Source organism: Trichloromonas sp., from assembly GCF_034006665.1.
Lineage (GTDB): Bacteria > Desulfobacterota > Desulfuromonadia > Desulfuromonadales > Trichloromonadaceae > Trichloromonas.
Genome location: NZ_JAVESI010000023.1, coordinates 20040 through 37209, shown reverse-complemented (window position 1 = coordinate 37209; position 17170 = coordinate 20040). Strand labels below are relative to the sequence as shown.

Here is a 17170-nt window from a genome sequence, read left to right as displayed (position 1 = left end):
ATCTGTTCACAACCATCAACCGGGAGGTATTCTCATGAACATGGAGCAGATCAAGGAAGTCGCCAAGGCTCGCGGGGTGAAGCCCGGCAAGCTGAAAAAGGCCGAACTGATCCGGGCGATCCAGGCGGCGGAAAGCAATCCCCAGTGTTTTGGTACCGGGCAGGTCGAACATTGCGGCGAACCCGGCTGTCTGTGGCGGGAGGATTGCAAATGAGCCGTCTCGCCGAGCTGCCCGCCTGGCAGGCGTTACAGGACCATTACCGTGAAGTTGCCGGGCTGTCGATGCGCGAGCTTTTCGCCGCCGATCCCGGGCGTTTTGAGCGTTTTTCCCTGCGCTGGGACGATTTCCTCTTTGATTATTCGAAAAATCGGATCACCGAAAAGACACTCCCTCTGCTTTTTGATCTTGCCCGGCAGGTTGGTCTGGGGGCGCGTATCGAGGCGATGTTCGGCGGTCGGCGGATCAATGTGACCGAGGATCGCGCGGTGCTCCACGTTGCCTTGCGCCATCGCGACAACCGGCCGATGCCGGTGGACGGCGCCGATGTCATGCCCAAGGTTCGCGCGGTGCTGGAGAAGATGCGCTCGTTCAGTGAGGCGGTACGCTCCGGGACTTGGCGCGGCTTCACCGGCAAGCCGATAACCGACGTGGTCAATATCGGCATCGGCGGTTCCGATCTCGGTCCGCTCATGGTCTGCGAAGCGCTCAGGCACTATGCCCGGCCCGATCTGAAGGTCCATTTCGTCTCCAATGTCGACGCCACCCACCTGGCGGAAACCCTCAAGGCTCTTGATCCGGCCGGCACCCTCTTCATCGTCGCTTCGAAGACCTTTACCACTCAGGAAACTCTGACCAATGCCTGGTCGGCCCGTGATTGGCTGGTCGCTAAGTTGGGGGACGAGGCCGCCGTCGGCCGCCATTTTGTGGCCCTTTCCACCAACGGCGAGGCGGTGCGCGCCTTTGGCATCGATCCCGACAACATGTTCGAATTCTGGGACTGGGTCGGCGGGCGTTATTCCCTGTGGTCGGCCATCGGCCTCTCCATCGCCCTGGCGGTGGGCATGGACCATTTCGAGGAACTGCTCGATGGCGCCCATGCCGTGGATGAGCACTTTCGCCGGGCGCCCCTGGAGGAGAATATTCCGGTTATCATGGCTCTGCTCGGCGTCTGGTACGTCAACTTTTTCGGCGCCGAATCGCACGCGGTACTGCCTTATGAGCAGTATCTCTCCCGTTTTCCCGCCTATCTGCAACAGGGAGACATGGAGAGCAACGGCAAGCGCGTGACCCTCGACGGCGAGGTGGTCGACTACGCCACCGGGCCGATCATCTGGGGGGAGCCGGGAACCAACGGCCAGCACGCCTTCTATCAGCTGATCCACCAGGGCACCCGGCTTATCCCCTGCGATTTCATCGCCGGGGTCAACAGCCTCAACCCCCTCGGGCGGCATCAGGCCATTCTTCTCTCCAACTTCCTGGCCCAGACCGAAGCGCTGATGAAAGGGAAGAACGAAGCCGAAGCCCGCGCCGAGCTCGAGGCCGCAGGCCTGGTCCCGACCGAGGTCGAAAAACTGCTGCCGCACAAGATCTTTCCCGGCAACCGGCCAACCAATTCTCTGCTCTATCGGCGCCTGACCCCGCGCACCCTGGGGGCGCTGATCGCTCTCTACGAGCACAAGATTTTCGTGCAGGGGGTGGTCTGGAACGTCAATTCCTTCGATCAGTGGGGGGTGGAACTCGGCAAGCAGCTGGCGAAGGCCATCCTTCCCGAACTGGAAGGAGAGAAGGCGCCGAGCGGTCATGACGGTTCGACCCGGGGCCTGATCGAATACTGTCGGACGATGACGGAAGGCTGATCCCATCCCCGTCCACCGGGATTTTCCCCCGGTACCTTGACTTGCCTTGGCGAGACAAGCTAATATGCCGAAATGAAAAAGATTTAGCCTGTCTAATCAATTCCGGGGGTAAGTTATGAAGAGATGGCTGGTTTTGTTCGCGGGGATCGTTTCGGTACTGCTGCTGACGGTTCCCCCGTTAATGGCTGAAGGGTGGGAGAGCTGCCCGGAAACTGTGATCTTTCCTGGTCGGGGGAAACTGGGGTCGGTGAAGTTTTCACCGAAGCTTCATAAGGAAGCCGGAGTGACCTGCCTTCTCTGCCACCATACCGGGACCGAGGACGGCAAGTGTTCCAACTGCCACGACGGCAAGGATCCGAAGGTGCCGAACAGTCAGGACGCCTATCATCTTCTTTGCAAGGGCTGTCACAAATACAAACACATTGACAACTCGTGTGAGTTCTGTCACAAGCCGGGAACCTGATCCGGTGGTCGAACACGCTCACGAAAAAAGCCACGGCGCGATTTCCCCGCTGTGGCTTTTTTCGTGGGAACATCGGGATTTTCATGGGCGGCGGAGCCGGATGCTTTTCGCCGGAGGTTCGATCAGCCCCTCTTTGTAAAGGCCGCCGACCGCGCGCTTGAAGGTCTTCTTGCTCATCCCCAGGCGCTCACGGATCAGTTCCGGCGGGCTGTCGTCATGCAGAGGGAGTTCCCCGTAGCGCGCAAGTTCCGCCAGAATCCGCTCTCGCGCTTCGGTGATCCCTTCGACGCCCACCCGCCTCAGGGTGACGTCGATCTTCCCATCCTCCCGCAGGTGCTTGACGAAACCCCGCAGACGCGTGCCCCGGTGCAGACCGGCGCGCAGCTCATCGCGATAGAGCAGGCCGTCGTAGCGTTCGTTGATGATAACCTTGGCGCCGAGATCGGTAAATTCCCGGATCATCAATCCAACCTCGTCGCCGTCTTTGAGGTCGCCGGCCCCCGATTCAAGGCACTGGTCGAGACGGGCGGTGGCGACGATGCGGCCGCGATTGTCCAGGCAGATCTTGACCAGATATTTGCGCCCGGCCTGCATGCGCCGGGGCTGCTCGGAGAAGGGGACGAGCAGCTCCTTGGGCAAACCCCAGTCGAGAAAGGCTCCAACCGGAGTGACTTGCGTCACCTTGAGCAGGGCGAATTCGCCGACCTGGGCCAGAGGCGCGCGCACCGTGGCGAGCAGGCGGGCGCCGTCATGGTAGACGAAGACCCGCAGGCGCTCGCCGATCCGCGCAGCAGCGGGGACTTCGCGAGCGAGGAGGAGGATCTCCCCGGCGGAGGTGCGGAAATGGGCGCCCTCGGCGTCGAGGGCAGTGATTTCCAGGGTGTTGAAGCGGCCGATTTCCGGCATGGCAGACCTTTCCCGAAAGGGTCAGCGGAAGGAACAGACGTATTCGGCGATGCCGTCGGTCACTTCGATCTCGAAGAAGGAATTGCCCGGGACATCGAACCAGGTGCCGGCGGGAAAGCTGATCCAGTCTCCTTGGCCGGCAATGCGCACGCGGCAGGCGCCGGCGATGATCTCCATCTTTTCGGGGACGCTGGTGGTGAATTTATAGGTTCCGGGGTAGATCAATCCGAGGGTTTTGCGGCTGTCGTCGGCCAGGGTCAGGGTGTGGCTGACCACCTTGCCGTCGAAATAGATGTTGGCTTTGCAGGCGGCGGTGACCTGGGAGAACGCTTCGGGGGCGTGGTAGCTCATGTTGGACTCCTGATGGGGATGGGATCGTTCCGCCCGGCTGTGTAGCATGCCGAAACCGCCCCTGCAAGAAATATTTGCCGATGGTATCGGAACTTGCGGGGTCAGGGCGTTGCAGGTAGAATGCCCCTCACTTTCCCGTTGCGAGAGGCATTGCCCATGGACAACAAAATGGTTCTTCTGACCCTGACCGGCCCGGACCGCACCGGCATCATTGCTGCCGTTACCGGCCATATCGCCGACGCCGGTGCCCGTATCCGCGATATCGAACAGAGCGTCACCCACACCCTGCTCTCGCTGTCGGTGCTGATCGATTTTCCCACCGGCGAAAGCGACCAGAAACCGCTGGTCAAGGAACTGCTCTTCCTGGCCAAGGAACTCGGGCTCGATCTCGACTTCCAAGTGCTCACCGAGGCGGAATACCGGCGCAAGACGACCCGCAACGCCTATGTCGTAACCATCCTCGGCGGCGAGGTGAACGCCCTGGCTCTGGCCCGGGTTTCGCGTATTCTCGCCGAGCACGCGGTCAACATCGAACGCATCTCCAAGCTCACCCAGGGGCAGCTGCGCTGCGTTGAGTTTCTCATTACCACGACGCCGGAACTCGACGTCAAGGCCATGACCCGCAAGCTGCTTCACACCGGGGCGAGTGTCGGAGTCGATATCGCCGTGCAGAAGGAGAGCCTCTATCGCCGGGCCAAGCGCCTGGTGGTGCTGGATATGGATTCGACCCTGATCCAGATCGAGGTTATCGACGAACTCGCCCGGGTTGCCGGGGTCGGCGAGCAGGTGGCGGAAATCACCGAGCGGGCCATGAACGGCGAACTCGATTTCCCGGGCGCCCTGCGCGAGCGGGTCGCGCTGCTCAAGGGCCTCAAGGCTGAAGCGCTGGAGCAGGTCTACCGCAACATCCCCCTGACTCCCGGCGCCCGCAATCTGGTTACCATCCTCAAGCGTCTCGGTTTCAAGACCGCCGTCATCTCCGGCGGCTTCCAGTTTTTCACCGACCGGCTCAAGGCCGACCTTGGCCTCGACTACGCCTACGCCAACGGCCTGGAAATCGTCGACGGCATCGTCACCGGCGAGGTCGCCGGGACCATCGTCGACGGTGCCCGCAAGGCGCAACTGCTCGAAGAGATCGCTGGGAAGGAAGGGATCACCCTCGACCAGACCATCGCCATCGGCGACGGCGCCAATGATCTGCCGATGCTGGGGCGCGCCGGACTGGGGATCGCCTTCAACGCCAAGGCGCGGGTGCGAGAGCAGGCCGATTTTCACATCAATCAGCAGAACCTCGATTCCATCCTCTACCTGCTCGGGCTTTCCGAGCGGGAAATGGCGGAGATCGCCGGGTGAGGCTCCCCGCACCGCTTCGCGAAGGGCGGCTGCTGCGCCGTTACCAGCGCTTTTTCACCGATGTCGAGCTGGCCGACGGCACCGTTGTCACCGCCCACACCCCCAATACCGGCAGCATGAAGCAGTGCGCCGTGCCCGGGCATCGGGTGCTGATTTCCACCGCCGACAACCCGGCGCGCAAGCTGCGCTATACCCTGGAACTGATCGAGGTCGCGGGGCACTGGGTCGATACCCATACCCACACCCACCGCACCAACCGGGTGGTGGAAGAGGGCTTGCGCCAGGGCTGGATCGAGGAACTGGTCGGGTACGAGATCCGGCCCGAATTCCGCTACCACGACAGCCGCATCGACTTTCGGCTGGAAAAGCCTGGGGAGCAGGTGCTGGTCGAGGCCAAAAACGTCACCCTCTGCTGTGCTCCGCAAGTCGCCTGTTTCCCCGACGCCGTCACCACGCGCGGCCAAAAACACCTGCGGGAACTGCTGCGCGCCCGGCAGGAAGGTTATCGGGCGGTGATCTTTTTTCTCGTCCAACGCGGCGAAGCGGCCTTCCTTGCCCCCGCCGACGCCATTGATCCCGACTATGGCCGTCTGCTTCGCCAAGTCACCGCCGCCGGGGTCGAGGCCCTGGCCTACAAAAGTATCGTGACTCCCACGGAAACCCGGGTCGGGGCGCGGATACCGATATTCCTGTAAGGAGGAAAAAGGATAAAGGATCGAGGTTTAATTCATTTTTACTGCTGCGGTTGTTATTGATGCCGCGTGAGAATATCCTGAATCTGATGCGGCTCAAAGGCCACATCCCAGCACCAGGCACCAAATCCCCCCTTGCTGTTGATCGCCTTGATCCAAGTATCTAGTGCCGCGCGCTTGGCCCGGTTCTGTTCCGAATCTTCCCCCTTGATCTCCAGCACCAGGATTTTGCCACCGGCTAAACGGATCAGAAAATCAGGAATAAACCGCCGGCGTGAGCCATTCCAAAGGTAGTGCAGTTGAAAGCCGAGGTGGTCGTTCTTGGCGTAGGCCAGCACCTTGTCGCTCGATTCCAGAAGGTTGGCCGTGTACTGCTCCCAGCTGCTATCGGCGACCATGTGGCTGATCTGCGACTTGCGGGTCGGCTGACAAGGCTTGGTGGTGTACCAGGTCCGCATCCCCGCCGTCGAACCGATGGGGGCTTCTTCGTCAAAGACCGGCTCCAGCCGCTTCTGGTTCTGTTCGGAGACATGGCGCAGCAGGTGTTGCACGATCAGGTCGATGTTCAGGGCGTAAAGAATCCGTTTGCGCAACGGCTCCTGATGGAACAGGGACGGGATGCTCAAACAATTGCCAGACAGAAACTCCTCCACCAACCGAATCAGCTGGTAGACCAGGTACTCCTCGCCTCCACTGTAGGTCCCCCGTAGCGCACTGAACGCCTTGCGCGCCGCCTGAAAAATCAGGCGCTGCAGACGGAAACCTTCCGGCAGCTGTTCCAGATCGATTTTCGTAACCTTGCTTAGGTCGGCCGCGCCGCCAAGAGCTGGCGCCAGATCGGCGGAGATTGGCGTCTGCGCCGGGTCGAGGGTCAGCACGCCGACCTTGTCCCAGTCCACCACCAACAAGGGACGAACGACCGTGTCGATGCGCAGCACATTCGGCCAGCGGATTTCCAGCCCGGCACGTTCCGGCAGGGCTTCGATCTGCGTGCTCGGCTTCGGCGGCGGTGGGGCTTCGCCGCCGGTGCCGACATCCTGAAAGATCGACAGCGGGACGCCGAAAATATTGACGTATTCGGGCAGAAACCGGCCGTTTTCATCGGTATCGTAATTGACCCGTCGCAAACCCCGACCGATCACCTGCTCGCAGAGCAGCTGACTGGTGAAAGCGCGTAGACCCATGATGTGAGTGACGTTCTTGGCGTCCCAGCCTTCCGAGAGCATTGCGACTGAAATCACCTTCTGCAAGTCTTGCCCGGCCGTCCCACGTTTGCCGACATTGTCGACGATCTCCCGCAGCAGCTCTTCCTTTTTCAGCCCGAGCAGCCGTTCCTTGCGGGTTTCAGGGATGTTCGCCGCGGTGACGATCTCCTGCAGCCGTTCTTCGTAGTCCTTGTCGCTGGTGGCCGTTTCTCCGACTTCCGCCTTTTCCAGCACTTTCGAATCGACCCGCAGAGTCCGGTTCAGTGCATGCAGTTCCGGCCAGTGAATATCGCCCTGGCGCACATAGTGTTCGATGCGTGCCGCCGTCTCGGTCCGATTGCAGACCGTCAGCATCACCGGCGGTGATGTGTGCCCGGCGTCGTTCCAATCCTTTAGGGTCGCCCGCCAGTCGGCGCCAAGCAGAGTGTAGGCATCCTGCACCAGTTTGGGAAGAGGTTCGTGCGGCTCGGCCTTGCGGTTGAGATCGTCCGCCACCTCGGCTTCGCGGTAGATGTGATAGAGCTTGGAACGATAGTCTTGGGTGTTGGGCAGGGCATCGTCGCGAATAACCACTCGGGGGGTCTTGACCAGCCCGGCTTCGATGGCGTCGTTCAGGCCAAAGTCTGAAATGATCCAGCTGAACAGTCCGGCCTCGCTGCTCGCCTTGCCGGTCGGGGCAAAGGGGGTCGCGGAGAGATCGAAACAGCGCTGAATCCGCCGGGTTTTATGCAGCCGGTCAAGCCCTTCGATCCAGCGGGTCGCCTCGTCGAGATCGAGTCCCTGCTCGGCCGCCTGTTTCTTGCTGATCTTCGCCTCGGCCGGCACCCGATAAGCATGATGGGCCTCGTCGTTGATCACCACCAGATCCTTGTATCCCGCCAGCTTGCCCAGCACCCGGCGGGTGAAAGCCTCGTCGCTCTCCGGCCCCTTTTTCACCACCGAACGATCGGTCTGCTTGAGGGGCATCAGGGTATGCCAGTTCTCAACCAGCAGCTCCACCTGGTTCAGCTTCTGGCGCAGAGCTTCGGAAGGACAGAGTCCGAACTGGTCGTAGAAATTATCCGGCTCGCCGGGATAGAGGACTCGAAGCCTCTCCTTGACGGTAATTCCCGGGGCGACGATGAAGATGGCGCGGGAAAACTCCTTGTTGCGCTTGGGATAGGTGAGGGCGTTGAGAGTCTGCCAGGTAATGATCATCGCCATCACCGTGGTTTTGCCGCTGCCGGTCGCCATCTTGCTGCACAGCCGCTCCCATGCGCCGCCATCGCCGGGGATATAAATCCCCTGCTTGTACTCCGGTGCGGCCTCGACCCACCAGATCAGGGTTTCGATCGCTTCGAGCTGGCAGAAGTAGAAGGGGTACTGCCGGGCGCTGCGATCGTTCCAGTGTTCGAGCAATCGCCGGGTAACGCTGGTGATGCCGGGATAATCGGCCGCCCGCCAGGCATCGACCCGCTCGCGAATGCGGTTGACCAGCTCCAGTGGCTCGGTGCGCCGGGTGTTGTAGCGCATGTCGATGATGTCGTAGCCCGCAGGTCGGCGGGAATTGGCCAGAGCCAAGGTGCCGTCGGCGGCCTGCTGCCAGTGCTGAGTGGGTACTTCATAAGGCGTGTTGATGATGAGGGAGGCAGGGGCGGTCATGGGTTGGTACCCGCAGTCAGTTTTTGAATTCCCTCCACAAAGACCTGGAAGCTACGTGAGGTATTGCGTTGCACGTCGAGATGATGGCCGATACGCCGAGCGCCCTCGCGTTTCTGATACATCGGCAGATACTTTCGCAGCTCAGCCACCGGGCTGCCGAGATTGTCCGGTTGCCGATAGTTTGCCTTGCCGGCAAGAGTTTTCAGCTTGGCAATTCTAAAGGCATCGCCGACCGCTTCCCAATCCCCAATGAACCACGACTCCAACTCGCGGCAGGCGATGCGAACCAATGCATCAGGTCGCCCGGCCTCGTGACACCTTGCAGCAAGATTCCGTTTAATCACCCGGCAGTCACCGCTATCCTGGTCGCGTAGAACGACAAAGATTGTGTCGGGCTTGAGCCACCCTCGCAGCCGTCGCCCCATGCGCTTTTCAAGATCCTGTTTCCCCTCGAAAACCAGATATTCAATGGCAATGTCGGCGGGCAGAATCCGTGGCAGCAGGCCTTCCAGCGCATCCTGGGCCGATGGCTCCTCCAGCAGAAAAACCAATGTGCTCACTTTGGATTCGCCCCCCTGAACAAACCTTCCTTCCAGAGATAGCCCATCTGATCGCCATCCGCCATGAAGGCCGCCAATTGTTGATCATCCCTGGCCCGATGCACATGGGTGAAACCATTTTTCTTTTCCAGCCAGAAGACTTCGTCCAGTTCAACCGCATTCAAAAAATCAGGTGAATGGGTCGAAACAAACACCTGCCCACCGCGCACGGCATAGGTTCTGAACTCTTCGGCAAGATCCCAGAGCAAGGAGGGATAAAGTTGGTTTTCCGGTTCTTCCACGCACAGCAGCGGATGTGGGGAGGGGTCATACAGCAGAGTCAGGTAAGCCAGCATCTTGATCGTGCCATCCGAAACATACCTGGCCAAAATGGGGTCTTCAAAGGCTCCGTCCTGAAACTTCAACAAGACGCGCCCTTCTTCCGTGGTTTTCGCTTCAACATTGGTGATTCCCGGCACCCGAGCCTTGAGCTTCTCTCTGATCATTTCGAACACCTGCGGATGATGTTTGAAGAGGTATTCGATCACAAGAGATAGGTTCTCCCCTTCGCGGGACAGATGCTCGGCATAACCCGCCTCCTGTTCTGGCCGGGCCTTACTGATATGAAAATCGGACAAATGCCAGTTTTCGATCAGGTTGCCCAGGGCCACCACGGCAGGAAAACGTTCGAATTGTGCCAGGCCTTTAATCGCCAGGATATCCGGGCTTTTCAGTGTCTGGGCCTCACGCACCAGGTCTTTGACATCTTCGACTTTTTCCAACTCATTGGTGACCGCTTCACCCTGTCCCATGCTGAAATCGAGAAAATGCCAAGGTTGACCACCGCTGCCTCGCCGATATTTGAGAATTTCGCGGGCGACCACGGGCCGACCTTCACGCTCGCCAATGGAAAGACTGTAAGTGATGAGGTTTGAAGCTTTGCGCCCGAGATCAGCGCGAATTTTTAATTCAATTTCTATTGGGCCGTCGCAGCCACGGGTGCGAACTTCTTGAAAACCCCGACTCCCCCCCAAACGTCCAAGGGCAGCAGTAATGTTGGTCGTCATAGCATCGCGCAGAAACCCGAATACCGAGAAGAGCGTGCTTTTCCCCGTGCCGTTGGCTCCAACGAGGACGCAGAAAGGGGGTATGTCCTTTAGGGTAACATCCCTGAAAGCCCGAAAATTCTTCAACCGTATGGATTCAATACGCATCGCCTAGTCCTCCAACGTAATAATCTTCAAACTCTCGATCCCCCGGTCATCGACGATCTTTACCGCCACCTTGCGGTTGTCCCCCGCCTCGAACGGCAGGGAGACGGTGCCGTGGAACTGTTCCAGCAGCTCCTCGTTCAACTCGGCGCGGATGTCCTTTTTCAGCCTGTACCACCCCTCCTTGCCCCCGGCCAAGGGGAAGAAGGCCTGGCGGGGAAAGAGGGAGCGTTCGTCGTAGTCGGTGTCGAGCAGCCACAGAGCGATCTTTTTCTTGCCGCCGGAGACCAGCTCCCCTTTGCTGGTGTCGAAGTAGTCGAAGCCGTTGACCTCGACCTCGTACCTGCCGTCCTTGCGTTTGCGCACCTCGACGTCGGGCTGCCCCATCAGCCAGAAGCTCTGGTTGCTGGAGCGGGCTTTCTTGAGATCCTCGGTCAACAGGTCGGTGTTCATCTGCGCCTTCAGCGCGGTTATCCCCTTGAGCAGGTCGATATCCTTGGCCGCTTCGGGGTCGAAGGCGAAGGCGCAGAAGACGATCATCTTCGGCAGCGGGAAGAGTTCCCCCGCCTCGCGCAGGGCCAGCTCTATCTGGCGCTGCTCCAGTGCCGCATGTTCCGGGCCGAAGGAGACAACGACCCGTTCGCCGCTATCCAAATGACCACTGGCGTGCAGGTAGCGGGTGCCGGGGAGGGTTTCCAGCTCGGCGAAGCGGAGCATCTGCCCCCCCTTGCCGCGGATGCCGGTTTTCAGCAGTTCGTCGCGCCATTGGTGTTGACGGGACGACTCCCCCGAACGGGCGATGGCGACGTCGGCCTCTTCGGCCGGCTTGGCCTCATCAAGGGAGAGGACGGTCGGGAAGGGGACCGCCTCCACGGTGAACGGCCCGGTGATGCGCAGTTTGTTTTTATCGGGTTGCGGTTGGTCGTAGAGGATTTCCTGGTCGGCGTGAGCGGCGATGGAGCGGTCCATCTGCGTCTGCATCGCCTGCCGGGCGCGGTGGAAGGCGTCGAAGGGTTTGCGGGCGGTTTCGGCCCAGTCGGTGGGAAAATCGAAGGGGACGGTCCATTCTTTAAGCCCCTCGCCCTTTGGGAGAGGGGTTGGGGTGAGGGCCTTGTTCAGTTCCGCCAGCGCCGGCTCGATGGCCGGGTGCATCCGCTCGTAGATCTCGTCGATCTCCGGGTTGTTGGCGATCGATTTGAGGGTGACGTGGGGGACGGTCTTGTAGATGAAGCCCCCCTTGAGCCCTTCGTGGGGGTACTTCAGCTCGAAATAGTCGAAGCTCGCGGTCATCAGCCGCTGCTTGGCCAGGGTCACCGCCACCCGCGAGGTGTCGCAGGTGATCCAGCGCCGGCCCCATTTCTCGGCGACAAAGGCGGTGGTGCCCGAACCGCAGGTCGGGTCGAGCACCAGGTCGCCGGGGTCGGTGGTCATGAGGAGACAGCGTTCGACAACTTTTATATTAGTTTCGACTACATATGAAACATCCGTTGCGGACCCAAGGTCGCCCCAAAGGTTATTGAGCGGCGACACTGAATAGTCATCTAATGGTAGGACGTAACGAAGTGTTTCACCCCCTGCATACGGTTCAACCCTTCCAGCCAGAGCCACACGTCGCATACCATCTTGATTGGTCTTCCAGCTTCGCCCTGCAGGTGGATAATATTTTTTCGCTTGGAATAAAAAATCAAATAATCCGCTCTGATTAATGCCGGCAGGGTAAAGTTGATGCAGTTGATATAGTCTTGACCCAGAAGGAATCAATTTATGATTCGAAATTTCTTGGGCAGAAAGTTTTCTTCTCCTCCCAGTTGGCTCGATTATTCGATCCCAGTGAGAATCCCCCTCAACACTTTTCTCAAAAAATACATTTCTATATTTAATCGAAGTCTTCGATTTGGCATACCAAATCAAATAATCGACAGTTCCCTCTAGGTGCTTAGCACCCAATGTCATACCCTTTTTGCGAAAAGTAATTAAAGATACAAAGTTATCTGAACCAAATATCTCATCAACCAGTTCCCTAGCATGGTGCAGGTTTTCGTCCCCGATCTGCACAAACACACTCCCCGAATCGCTCAGCAACTCCTTCGCCAACAGCAGCCGATCCCGCAGGTAGGTCAGGTACGAGTGAATCCCCAGCTCCCAGGTGTCGCGGAAGGCCTTGATCATCTCCGGTTCCTGGGTCAGGTCCTCGTCCTTGCGGTCCTTGACGTCGCGCTTGCCGACGAAGGGCTGGAAGTTGGAGCCGTACTTGATGCCGTAGGGGGGGTCGATATAGATCATCTGCACCTGCCCGGCCATGCTCTCCTTCTGCAGCAGCGAGTTCATCACCAGCAGCGAATCGCCGGCCACCAGCCGGTTGGCCCAGCCGCGCTCATGCCGGTAGAAGTCGATGGCGTCGCGCAGGGGCAGGCTCTCAAAAGGGGCCTCGAACAGCCCGGCCTGGACCATCGGCTTGACCTTGCCGGCGCGCCCTTCCTTGAGCTGTTTGCGCACGGCGGAGAGGATGCTCATCGGGTCGATGCGCTCGTGAACATGGAGCGAGACGGTATCGACCGCAAAGCTGGTGCGTTCGGCCTTGCCGGTCCAGGCGAGGTAGGGGGACTGCAGGCGTTTCAACTCCTCCAGAGCCGCGCGCATCTCCTCCCGGTCGCCCGAGGCAAGGGCGTCGTCGATGAGCTTTTCGATGGCGGCGCGGCCGACATCGAATTGCAACTCCGGGTCAAGATGGGGATCGTAGCGCCAGACAGTCGGTGCCTGTGATGGGTCGGTGGCTTCGTTGACCATGCCGACTTCGGGATTGTTTTTGCGGCTGTCGAGGTGACGGTAGGCGATAACCTGGGTCTCTTCGGTGGTTTTTCGCGACGTTTTTGCGGGTTTGACGGAGACTGGTGTGGCGGTGGGTCTAGACATTTCGGGCTCGGAAGGTGCCTCTTGTATCCGCAAGGAAAATTCTTCGGTAGGTTCAGCCAGGCGCACCGACCCGCCGCGCCCCTTGCCTCGCAGCAGAATGCCTTTTGCAATCAGTTCGTCCCGAATGCGTTCAAATTCACCAGCGAAGAGAGCCAGCCCGGCGGCCTTGGCGGTCTCTAAAAAGGCTTTTTCCAGAGCCTGGTTGCCGATGCTGCCGCCGTCGGCGGGAACGTGGCCGAGCAGTTTTGAAATTAAAACATCCCGCTGGCTCTGGTTCATGGGGCGACCTCCTCACAGACAGTGACGCTGGGAATGCAATACAGGCAAAAACCATTTCTACTCCTCGCATATTTCCCCGAGAGAGTCAAGAAATCTGGCTATTTACGGTAGCTTTCGGTAGCTGGGCATTGAGAGCTTCCTCAATGTTTGTAATCGGCCTTTCCCCGTTTTTTACACTGTGTTAAAGTTCGAATCTTTGAAAAAGCAAGAAGGATAAAGGATCGAGGATAAGGGCCTTTAGCTCATCCTTTTCCTTTCTCCTTGAACCTTTATCCTGGCTCTTATGAAATCCGTCGGTCTGATCACCGAATATAATCCTTTCCACAACGGCCATCTGCACCACTTGCGCGAAAGCCTGCGGGTTGCCGAGGCCGAGGTGGCGGTGGCGGTGATGAGCGGGCATTTTTTGCAGCGGGGTGAACCGGCGCTGGTGGACAAATGGGTGCGGGCGGACATGGCCCTGCGCGCCGGGGTCGATGTGGTGGTGGAGTTGCCCTTTCCCTGGGCCTGCAACAGCGCGCCCCAGTTCGCCCTGGGGGCGGTGCGGGCGCTGGAAGCCCTGGGGGTGGATGCCCTTTGTTTCGGCAGCGAAGCGGGGGATCTGGCGGCGCTTCAACGTTGCGCCGAACTCCTGATCAGCGAGGAGGGAAGGATCGCCGAGCGTACCGCTAACCTGCTGCGCCGGGGGATCAACTACCCCACGGCCCGGGCTCGCTGTCTGGCCGAGTTGGGCGTCGCCGACGGCGAACTGCTCGGTGCGCCTAACAACATTCTCGGCAGCGAGTATCTCAAGGCCCTGCGCCGGACCGGCGCCGCCATCGTTCCCCACACCATCCGGCGCGTCGGTGCCGGTTTTCACGAGGAACGGGCCGTCGACGACATCGCCAGCGCCACCGGCATCCGGCTGATGCTGGGGCGGGGGGAGGCCGTGGCCGATTTTATTCCGATTCCGGCCCGCGCGTCTTTCGACCGAGCGCTGGCGGCCGGGCAGGTCCTCGATGAGGACCATCTTTGTCGGCTGTTGCTGGTCCGTTTGCTGCGGGGGGCCGATTCCCTGCGTGGACTCTACCAGATGGAGGCGGGGATCGCTGAGCGTCTGTATGCGGCCGCCGGCGAGTGTGAGGACTATGCCGGGCTGGTCGCCGCCGTCAAATCCCGGCATCTGACCCGCACCCGCGTGCAGCGCCTGCTCGCTTATGTGCTGAATGAAGTGACAGCGGCAGAAATGACGGAGTGGCTGGAGTCCGGCCCCCTCTATCTGCATCTGCTCGGCGCCACGGAAAAGGGGCGGGCCTGGCTCGCTGCTGGACGCAAGGCACGCACCCTGCCGCTGATCGGCAATTATTCTCGAATCGACGCCCTGCTCAAAAAACGCTACGGTGCGCCCAGTCGCACATTCTCCCTGGCTTCGGGGATGTTGTCGCTGGAAACGCGGGCTACGGCCAATTACACCTTGCTGATGCGGCGGTGGCCCGGCGGGGCGCGGCTCCGGGACTATTTCATCGACGTTCTGCCGTAACCAGGGCGCGAAAACGCCCCGCCGGTATTTGTCCCCTGGGTGAATAAATTGTTCTCTGTTGGTAATTTAAAAGAGCCTCTGATATAATATCCGGCTTACGGCAGGGCCTTGCTGTTGTGGCCTGTCTTCTGTTCCGCAGGGGAGTTTCGACGTTTTGAATCTGGCAAAACCTTTTGAAAAAATCGGGGACAGCTGTCTTGGCTTTCTGGAGCAGGGGGGGCGCATGGGGATTTTCCTCTTCGCCTGCCTGCTCAATCTGGTCAAGCCGCCCTATCCCCTGTTCCCGATGATCCGCCAGGCCCATTTCATCGGGGTCCGGTCGCTTTTCGTCATCATTTTCACCGGCGCCTTCACTGGCATGATCCTCGCGCTGCAGGGCTATTACACCCTGACCAAATTCGGCTCCGAGGGGATGCTTGGTTCGGCGGTGGCCCTGAGCCTGGTTCGCGAGCTGGGACCGGTTCTGACTGCGCTGATGGTGGTCGGCCGGGCCGGTTCGGCGATCTGCGCGGAAATCGGCATCATGCGCAACTCGGAACAGATCGATGCTCTCGAGTGCATGGCCATCGATCCCTACAAATATCTGCTGGCCCCCAAATATGTCGCCGGGATTCTGACCGTGCCGCTTCTGACCGCAATTTTCGATGTCATCGGCATCCTCGGCGGCTATCTGATCGGGGTGGTCTTGCTCGACGTCAACGGCGGCACCTATTTCCAGGGGATGTATGCCAGCGTTGATTGGCAAGATATCAAGATGGGGGTGGTCAAGTCGCTGGTCTTTGGGTTGCTGATCGTCTGGATCGCTTCGGCCAAGGGCTATTTCCTGCACCGGGAACGCTCTGGGGGCTTCGGCGCCGAAGGGGTCAGCCGGGTCACTACCGACGCGGTGGTACTGTCATCGGTGGCGATTCTGGTGTGGGATTACCTGATCAGCGCCATCATGCTGTAAGGCTTTTTGCGGAGCATCAGCCTTGGGAACTTTTTTCGTCAACCTGTCAAGGGGGCCTATGTCCAAGGAACAACCGGCCGCCGCCATTGAGCTGGTCGGGGTGGAAAAGCGTTTTGGCCGGCAGACGGTGCTGCGCGACGTCAACCTGTCCGTCGCTTCCGGCAAGACCACGGTCATTGTCGGCGCCAGCGGCGAGGGCAAGAGCGTCATTATCAAGCACATGCTCGGCCTCGTGCGCCCGGAGCGGGGGGAGGTGCTGGTCTTCGGCAGTAATCTGGCCAGGGCGCGCAAAAAGGAGCTGAACCGCATCCGCATGGAGTTCGGCGTGCTCTTTCAGAACGTTGCGCTCTTCGACTCGATGAGCGTCTTCGACAACGTCGCGCTGCCGTTGCGGGAGAGGACCAAACTCTCGGAAACGGTGATCCGCGCCAAGGTTCGGGAAAAACTCGACCTGATGGATCTGATCGACGCCGACGACAAGTTTCCGGCGCAGCTTTCCGGGGGCATGAAAAAACGGGTCGGACTGGCGCGGGCGTTGATGCTCGATCCCAAGGTGGTCTTTTTCGACGAACCGACCACCGGCCTCGATGTCAGCCGCAGCAATGAAATCTACCGGCTTTTTCACAAAACCCAGCGCCAGCTCGGTTACACGGCGGTGATCGTCAGCCACGACGTGCCGAAGATCTTCAAGCTGGCCGATTACGTGGCTCTGCTCGCCGAGGGGAAAATCCAGGGGGTCATGTCCCCCGAGGCCTTTCAGCTGTCGGAGCAGCCCCTGATCCGCCGTTATGTGGAAGAGACCATGGGGCCCATCTATTCCAGCGCCAAGGAGGAGTCTGCTTTATATGAACCGGCTTAACATCGAGGTCGCCGTCGGCCTGTTCATGGTCGCGGGATTTCTCTGCATTGTATGGCTTTCCGTCAAATTGGGGCACGTCGATTTTTTTCGGGGGAACGAATATCCGGTCAGTGCCCGCTTCTCCTCCGTCTCCGGTCTCAAGGAGGGAGCGTCGGTGGAGATTGCCGGGGTCAAGATCGGCAAGGTCTCGCGCATTCGCCTCAATGGCGAAAACTACGAAGCCGATGTGGAGATGCTGCTCAACAAGGACGTCAAACTGCAGGATGACAGCATCGCCTCGATCCGCACTGCCGGGATCATCGGCGACCGTTACGTAAGCATCTCCCCCGGCGGCAGCGACCTGCTGGTCGAGCCGGGCGGAGTTATTTTTGAGACGGAATCGGCTATCAATCTCGAAGAACTGATCAGCAAGTACGTCTTCGAGAAAGACTAG

Annotated in this window: 15 protein-coding genes; 9 read left to right on the top strand and 6 right to left on the bottom strand. The window is 59.8% G+C overall.

Annotated elements, in window-relative coordinates; translation table 11 throughout:
- The first annotated feature begins 34 nt into the window (after positions 1–34).
- The 3 genes from RBR25_RS10175 to RBR25_RS10165 all read left to right on the top strand — a co-directional run bounded on the left by RBR25_RS10175 (position 35) and on the right by RBR25_RS10165 (position 2320).
- Positions 35–214 (top strand): SAP domain-containing protein, encoded by a 180-nt coding sequence (locus RBR25_RS10175; protein WP_432819437.1) that lies wholly within the window; start codon positions 35–37, stop codon positions 212–214.
- Positions 211–1857, top strand: coding sequence for a glucose-6-phosphate isomerase (gene pgi, locus RBR25_RS10170; protein ID WP_432819436.1), 1647 nt, complete (start codon positions 211–213; stop codon positions 1855–1857). The genes RBR25_RS10175 and pgi overlap by 4 nt, the downstream gene beginning before the upstream one ends.
- Before the next feature lie 115 nt (positions 1858–1972).
- Positions 1973–2320, top strand: coding sequence for a cytochrome c3 family protein (locus RBR25_RS10165; RefSeq protein ID WP_432819435.1), 348 nt, complete (start codon positions 1973–1975; stop codon positions 2318–2320).
- A gap of 81 nt (positions 2321–2401) precedes the next feature.
- Here the strand turns inward: RBR25_RS10165 and RBR25_RS10160 are convergent, their stop codons facing one another.
- On the bottom strand, positions 2402–3226 hold the full coding sequence (locus tag RBR25_RS10160) for a CvfB family protein (protein ID WP_432819434.1): 825 nt from the start codon (positions 3224–3226) through the stop codon (positions 2402–2404).
- A 21-nt stretch (positions 3227–3247) separates the two neighbouring features.
- Positions 3248–3577 carry a pyrimidine/purine nucleoside phosphorylase gene (locus tag RBR25_RS10155; protein WP_432819433.1) on the bottom strand — a complete coding sequence of 110 codons (330 nt, stop codon included), beginning with the start codon at positions 3575–3577 and terminating at the stop codon, positions 3248–3250.
- Positions 3578–3733: 156 nt separating this feature from the next.
- Between RBR25_RS10155 and serB the strand changes: the two genes are divergently transcribed.
- Together serB and sfsA are read left to right on the top strand one after the other, a co-directional pair.
- Positions 3734–4930 (top strand): phosphoserine phosphatase SerB, encoded by a 1197-nt coding sequence (serB, locus tag RBR25_RS10150; RefSeq protein WP_432819432.1) that lies wholly within the window; start codon positions 3734–3736, stop codon positions 4928–4930.
- Positions 4927–5625: a DNA/RNA nuclease SfsA gene (sfsA, locus tag RBR25_RS10145; RefSeq protein WP_432819431.1), complete on the top strand. Its 699-nt coding sequence runs from the start codon at positions 4927–4929 to the stop codon at positions 5623–5625. Before serB ends, sfsA begins: the two co-directional genes overlap by 4 nt.
- Before the next feature lie 53 nt (positions 5626–5678).
- Here the strand turns inward: sfsA and RBR25_RS10140 are convergent, their stop codons facing one another.
- Genes RBR25_RS10140 through RBR25_RS10125 form a run of 4 tightly spaced genes read right to left on the bottom strand, consistent with a single transcriptional unit; the run spans position 5679 to position 13410 of the window.
- Complete coding sequence (locus RBR25_RS10140; protein ID WP_432819430.1) at positions 5679–8468, bottom strand: BPTD_3080 family restriction endonuclease; 2790 nt, start codon at positions 8466–8468, stop codon at positions 5679–5681.
- The gene (locus tag RBR25_RS10135) at positions 8465–9028 is read right to left on the bottom strand and encodes a DUF4276 family protein (RefSeq protein WP_432819429.1); all 564 of its coding nucleotides are present in this window, start codon (positions 9026–9028) and stop codon (positions 8465–8467) included. Before RBR25_RS10135 ends, RBR25_RS10140 begins: the two co-directional genes overlap by 4 nt.
- On the bottom strand, positions 9025–10221 hold the full coding sequence (locus RBR25_RS10130; protein WP_432819428.1) for an AAA family ATPase: 1197 nt from the start codon (positions 10219–10221) through the stop codon (positions 9025–9027). The genes RBR25_RS10135 and RBR25_RS10130 overlap by 4 nt, the downstream gene beginning before the upstream one ends.
- A gap of 3 nt (positions 10222–10224) precedes the next feature.
- Positions 10225–13410, bottom strand: coding sequence for a site-specific DNA-methyltransferase (locus RBR25_RS10125; RefSeq protein WP_432819427.1), 3186 nt, complete (start codon positions 13408–13410; stop codon positions 10225–10227).
- Positions 13411–13693: 283 nt separating this feature from the next.
- Here RBR25_RS10125 and RBR25_RS10120 point away from each other — a divergent pair, with 283 nt between their 5' ends.
- The 4 genes from RBR25_RS10120 (at position 13694) to mlaD (ending at position 17170) form a co-directional block, all read left to right on the top strand.
- Positions 13694–14929 carry a tRNA(Met) cytidine acetate ligase gene (locus tag RBR25_RS10120; protein WP_432819426.1) on the top strand — a complete coding sequence of 412 codons (1236 nt, stop codon included), beginning with the start codon at positions 13694–13696 and terminating at the stop codon, positions 14927–14929.
- A gap of 223 nt (positions 14930–15152) precedes the next feature.
- Positions 15153–15878, top strand: coding sequence for an MlaE family ABC transporter permease (locus tag RBR25_RS10115; RefSeq protein WP_432819461.1), 726 nt, complete (start codon positions 15153–15155; stop codon positions 15876–15878).
- Between the two features lie 58 nt (positions 15879–15936).
- Complete coding sequence (locus tag RBR25_RS10110) at positions 15937–16737, top strand: ABC transporter ATP-binding protein (RefSeq protein ID WP_432819425.1); 801 nt, start codon at positions 15937–15939, stop codon at positions 16735–16737.
- Complete coding sequence (gene mlaD / locus RBR25_RS10105; protein ID WP_432819424.1) at positions 16724–17170, top strand: outer membrane lipid asymmetry maintenance protein MlaD; 447 nt, start codon at positions 16724–16726, stop codon at positions 17168–17170. Before RBR25_RS10110 ends, mlaD begins: the two co-directional genes overlap by 14 nt.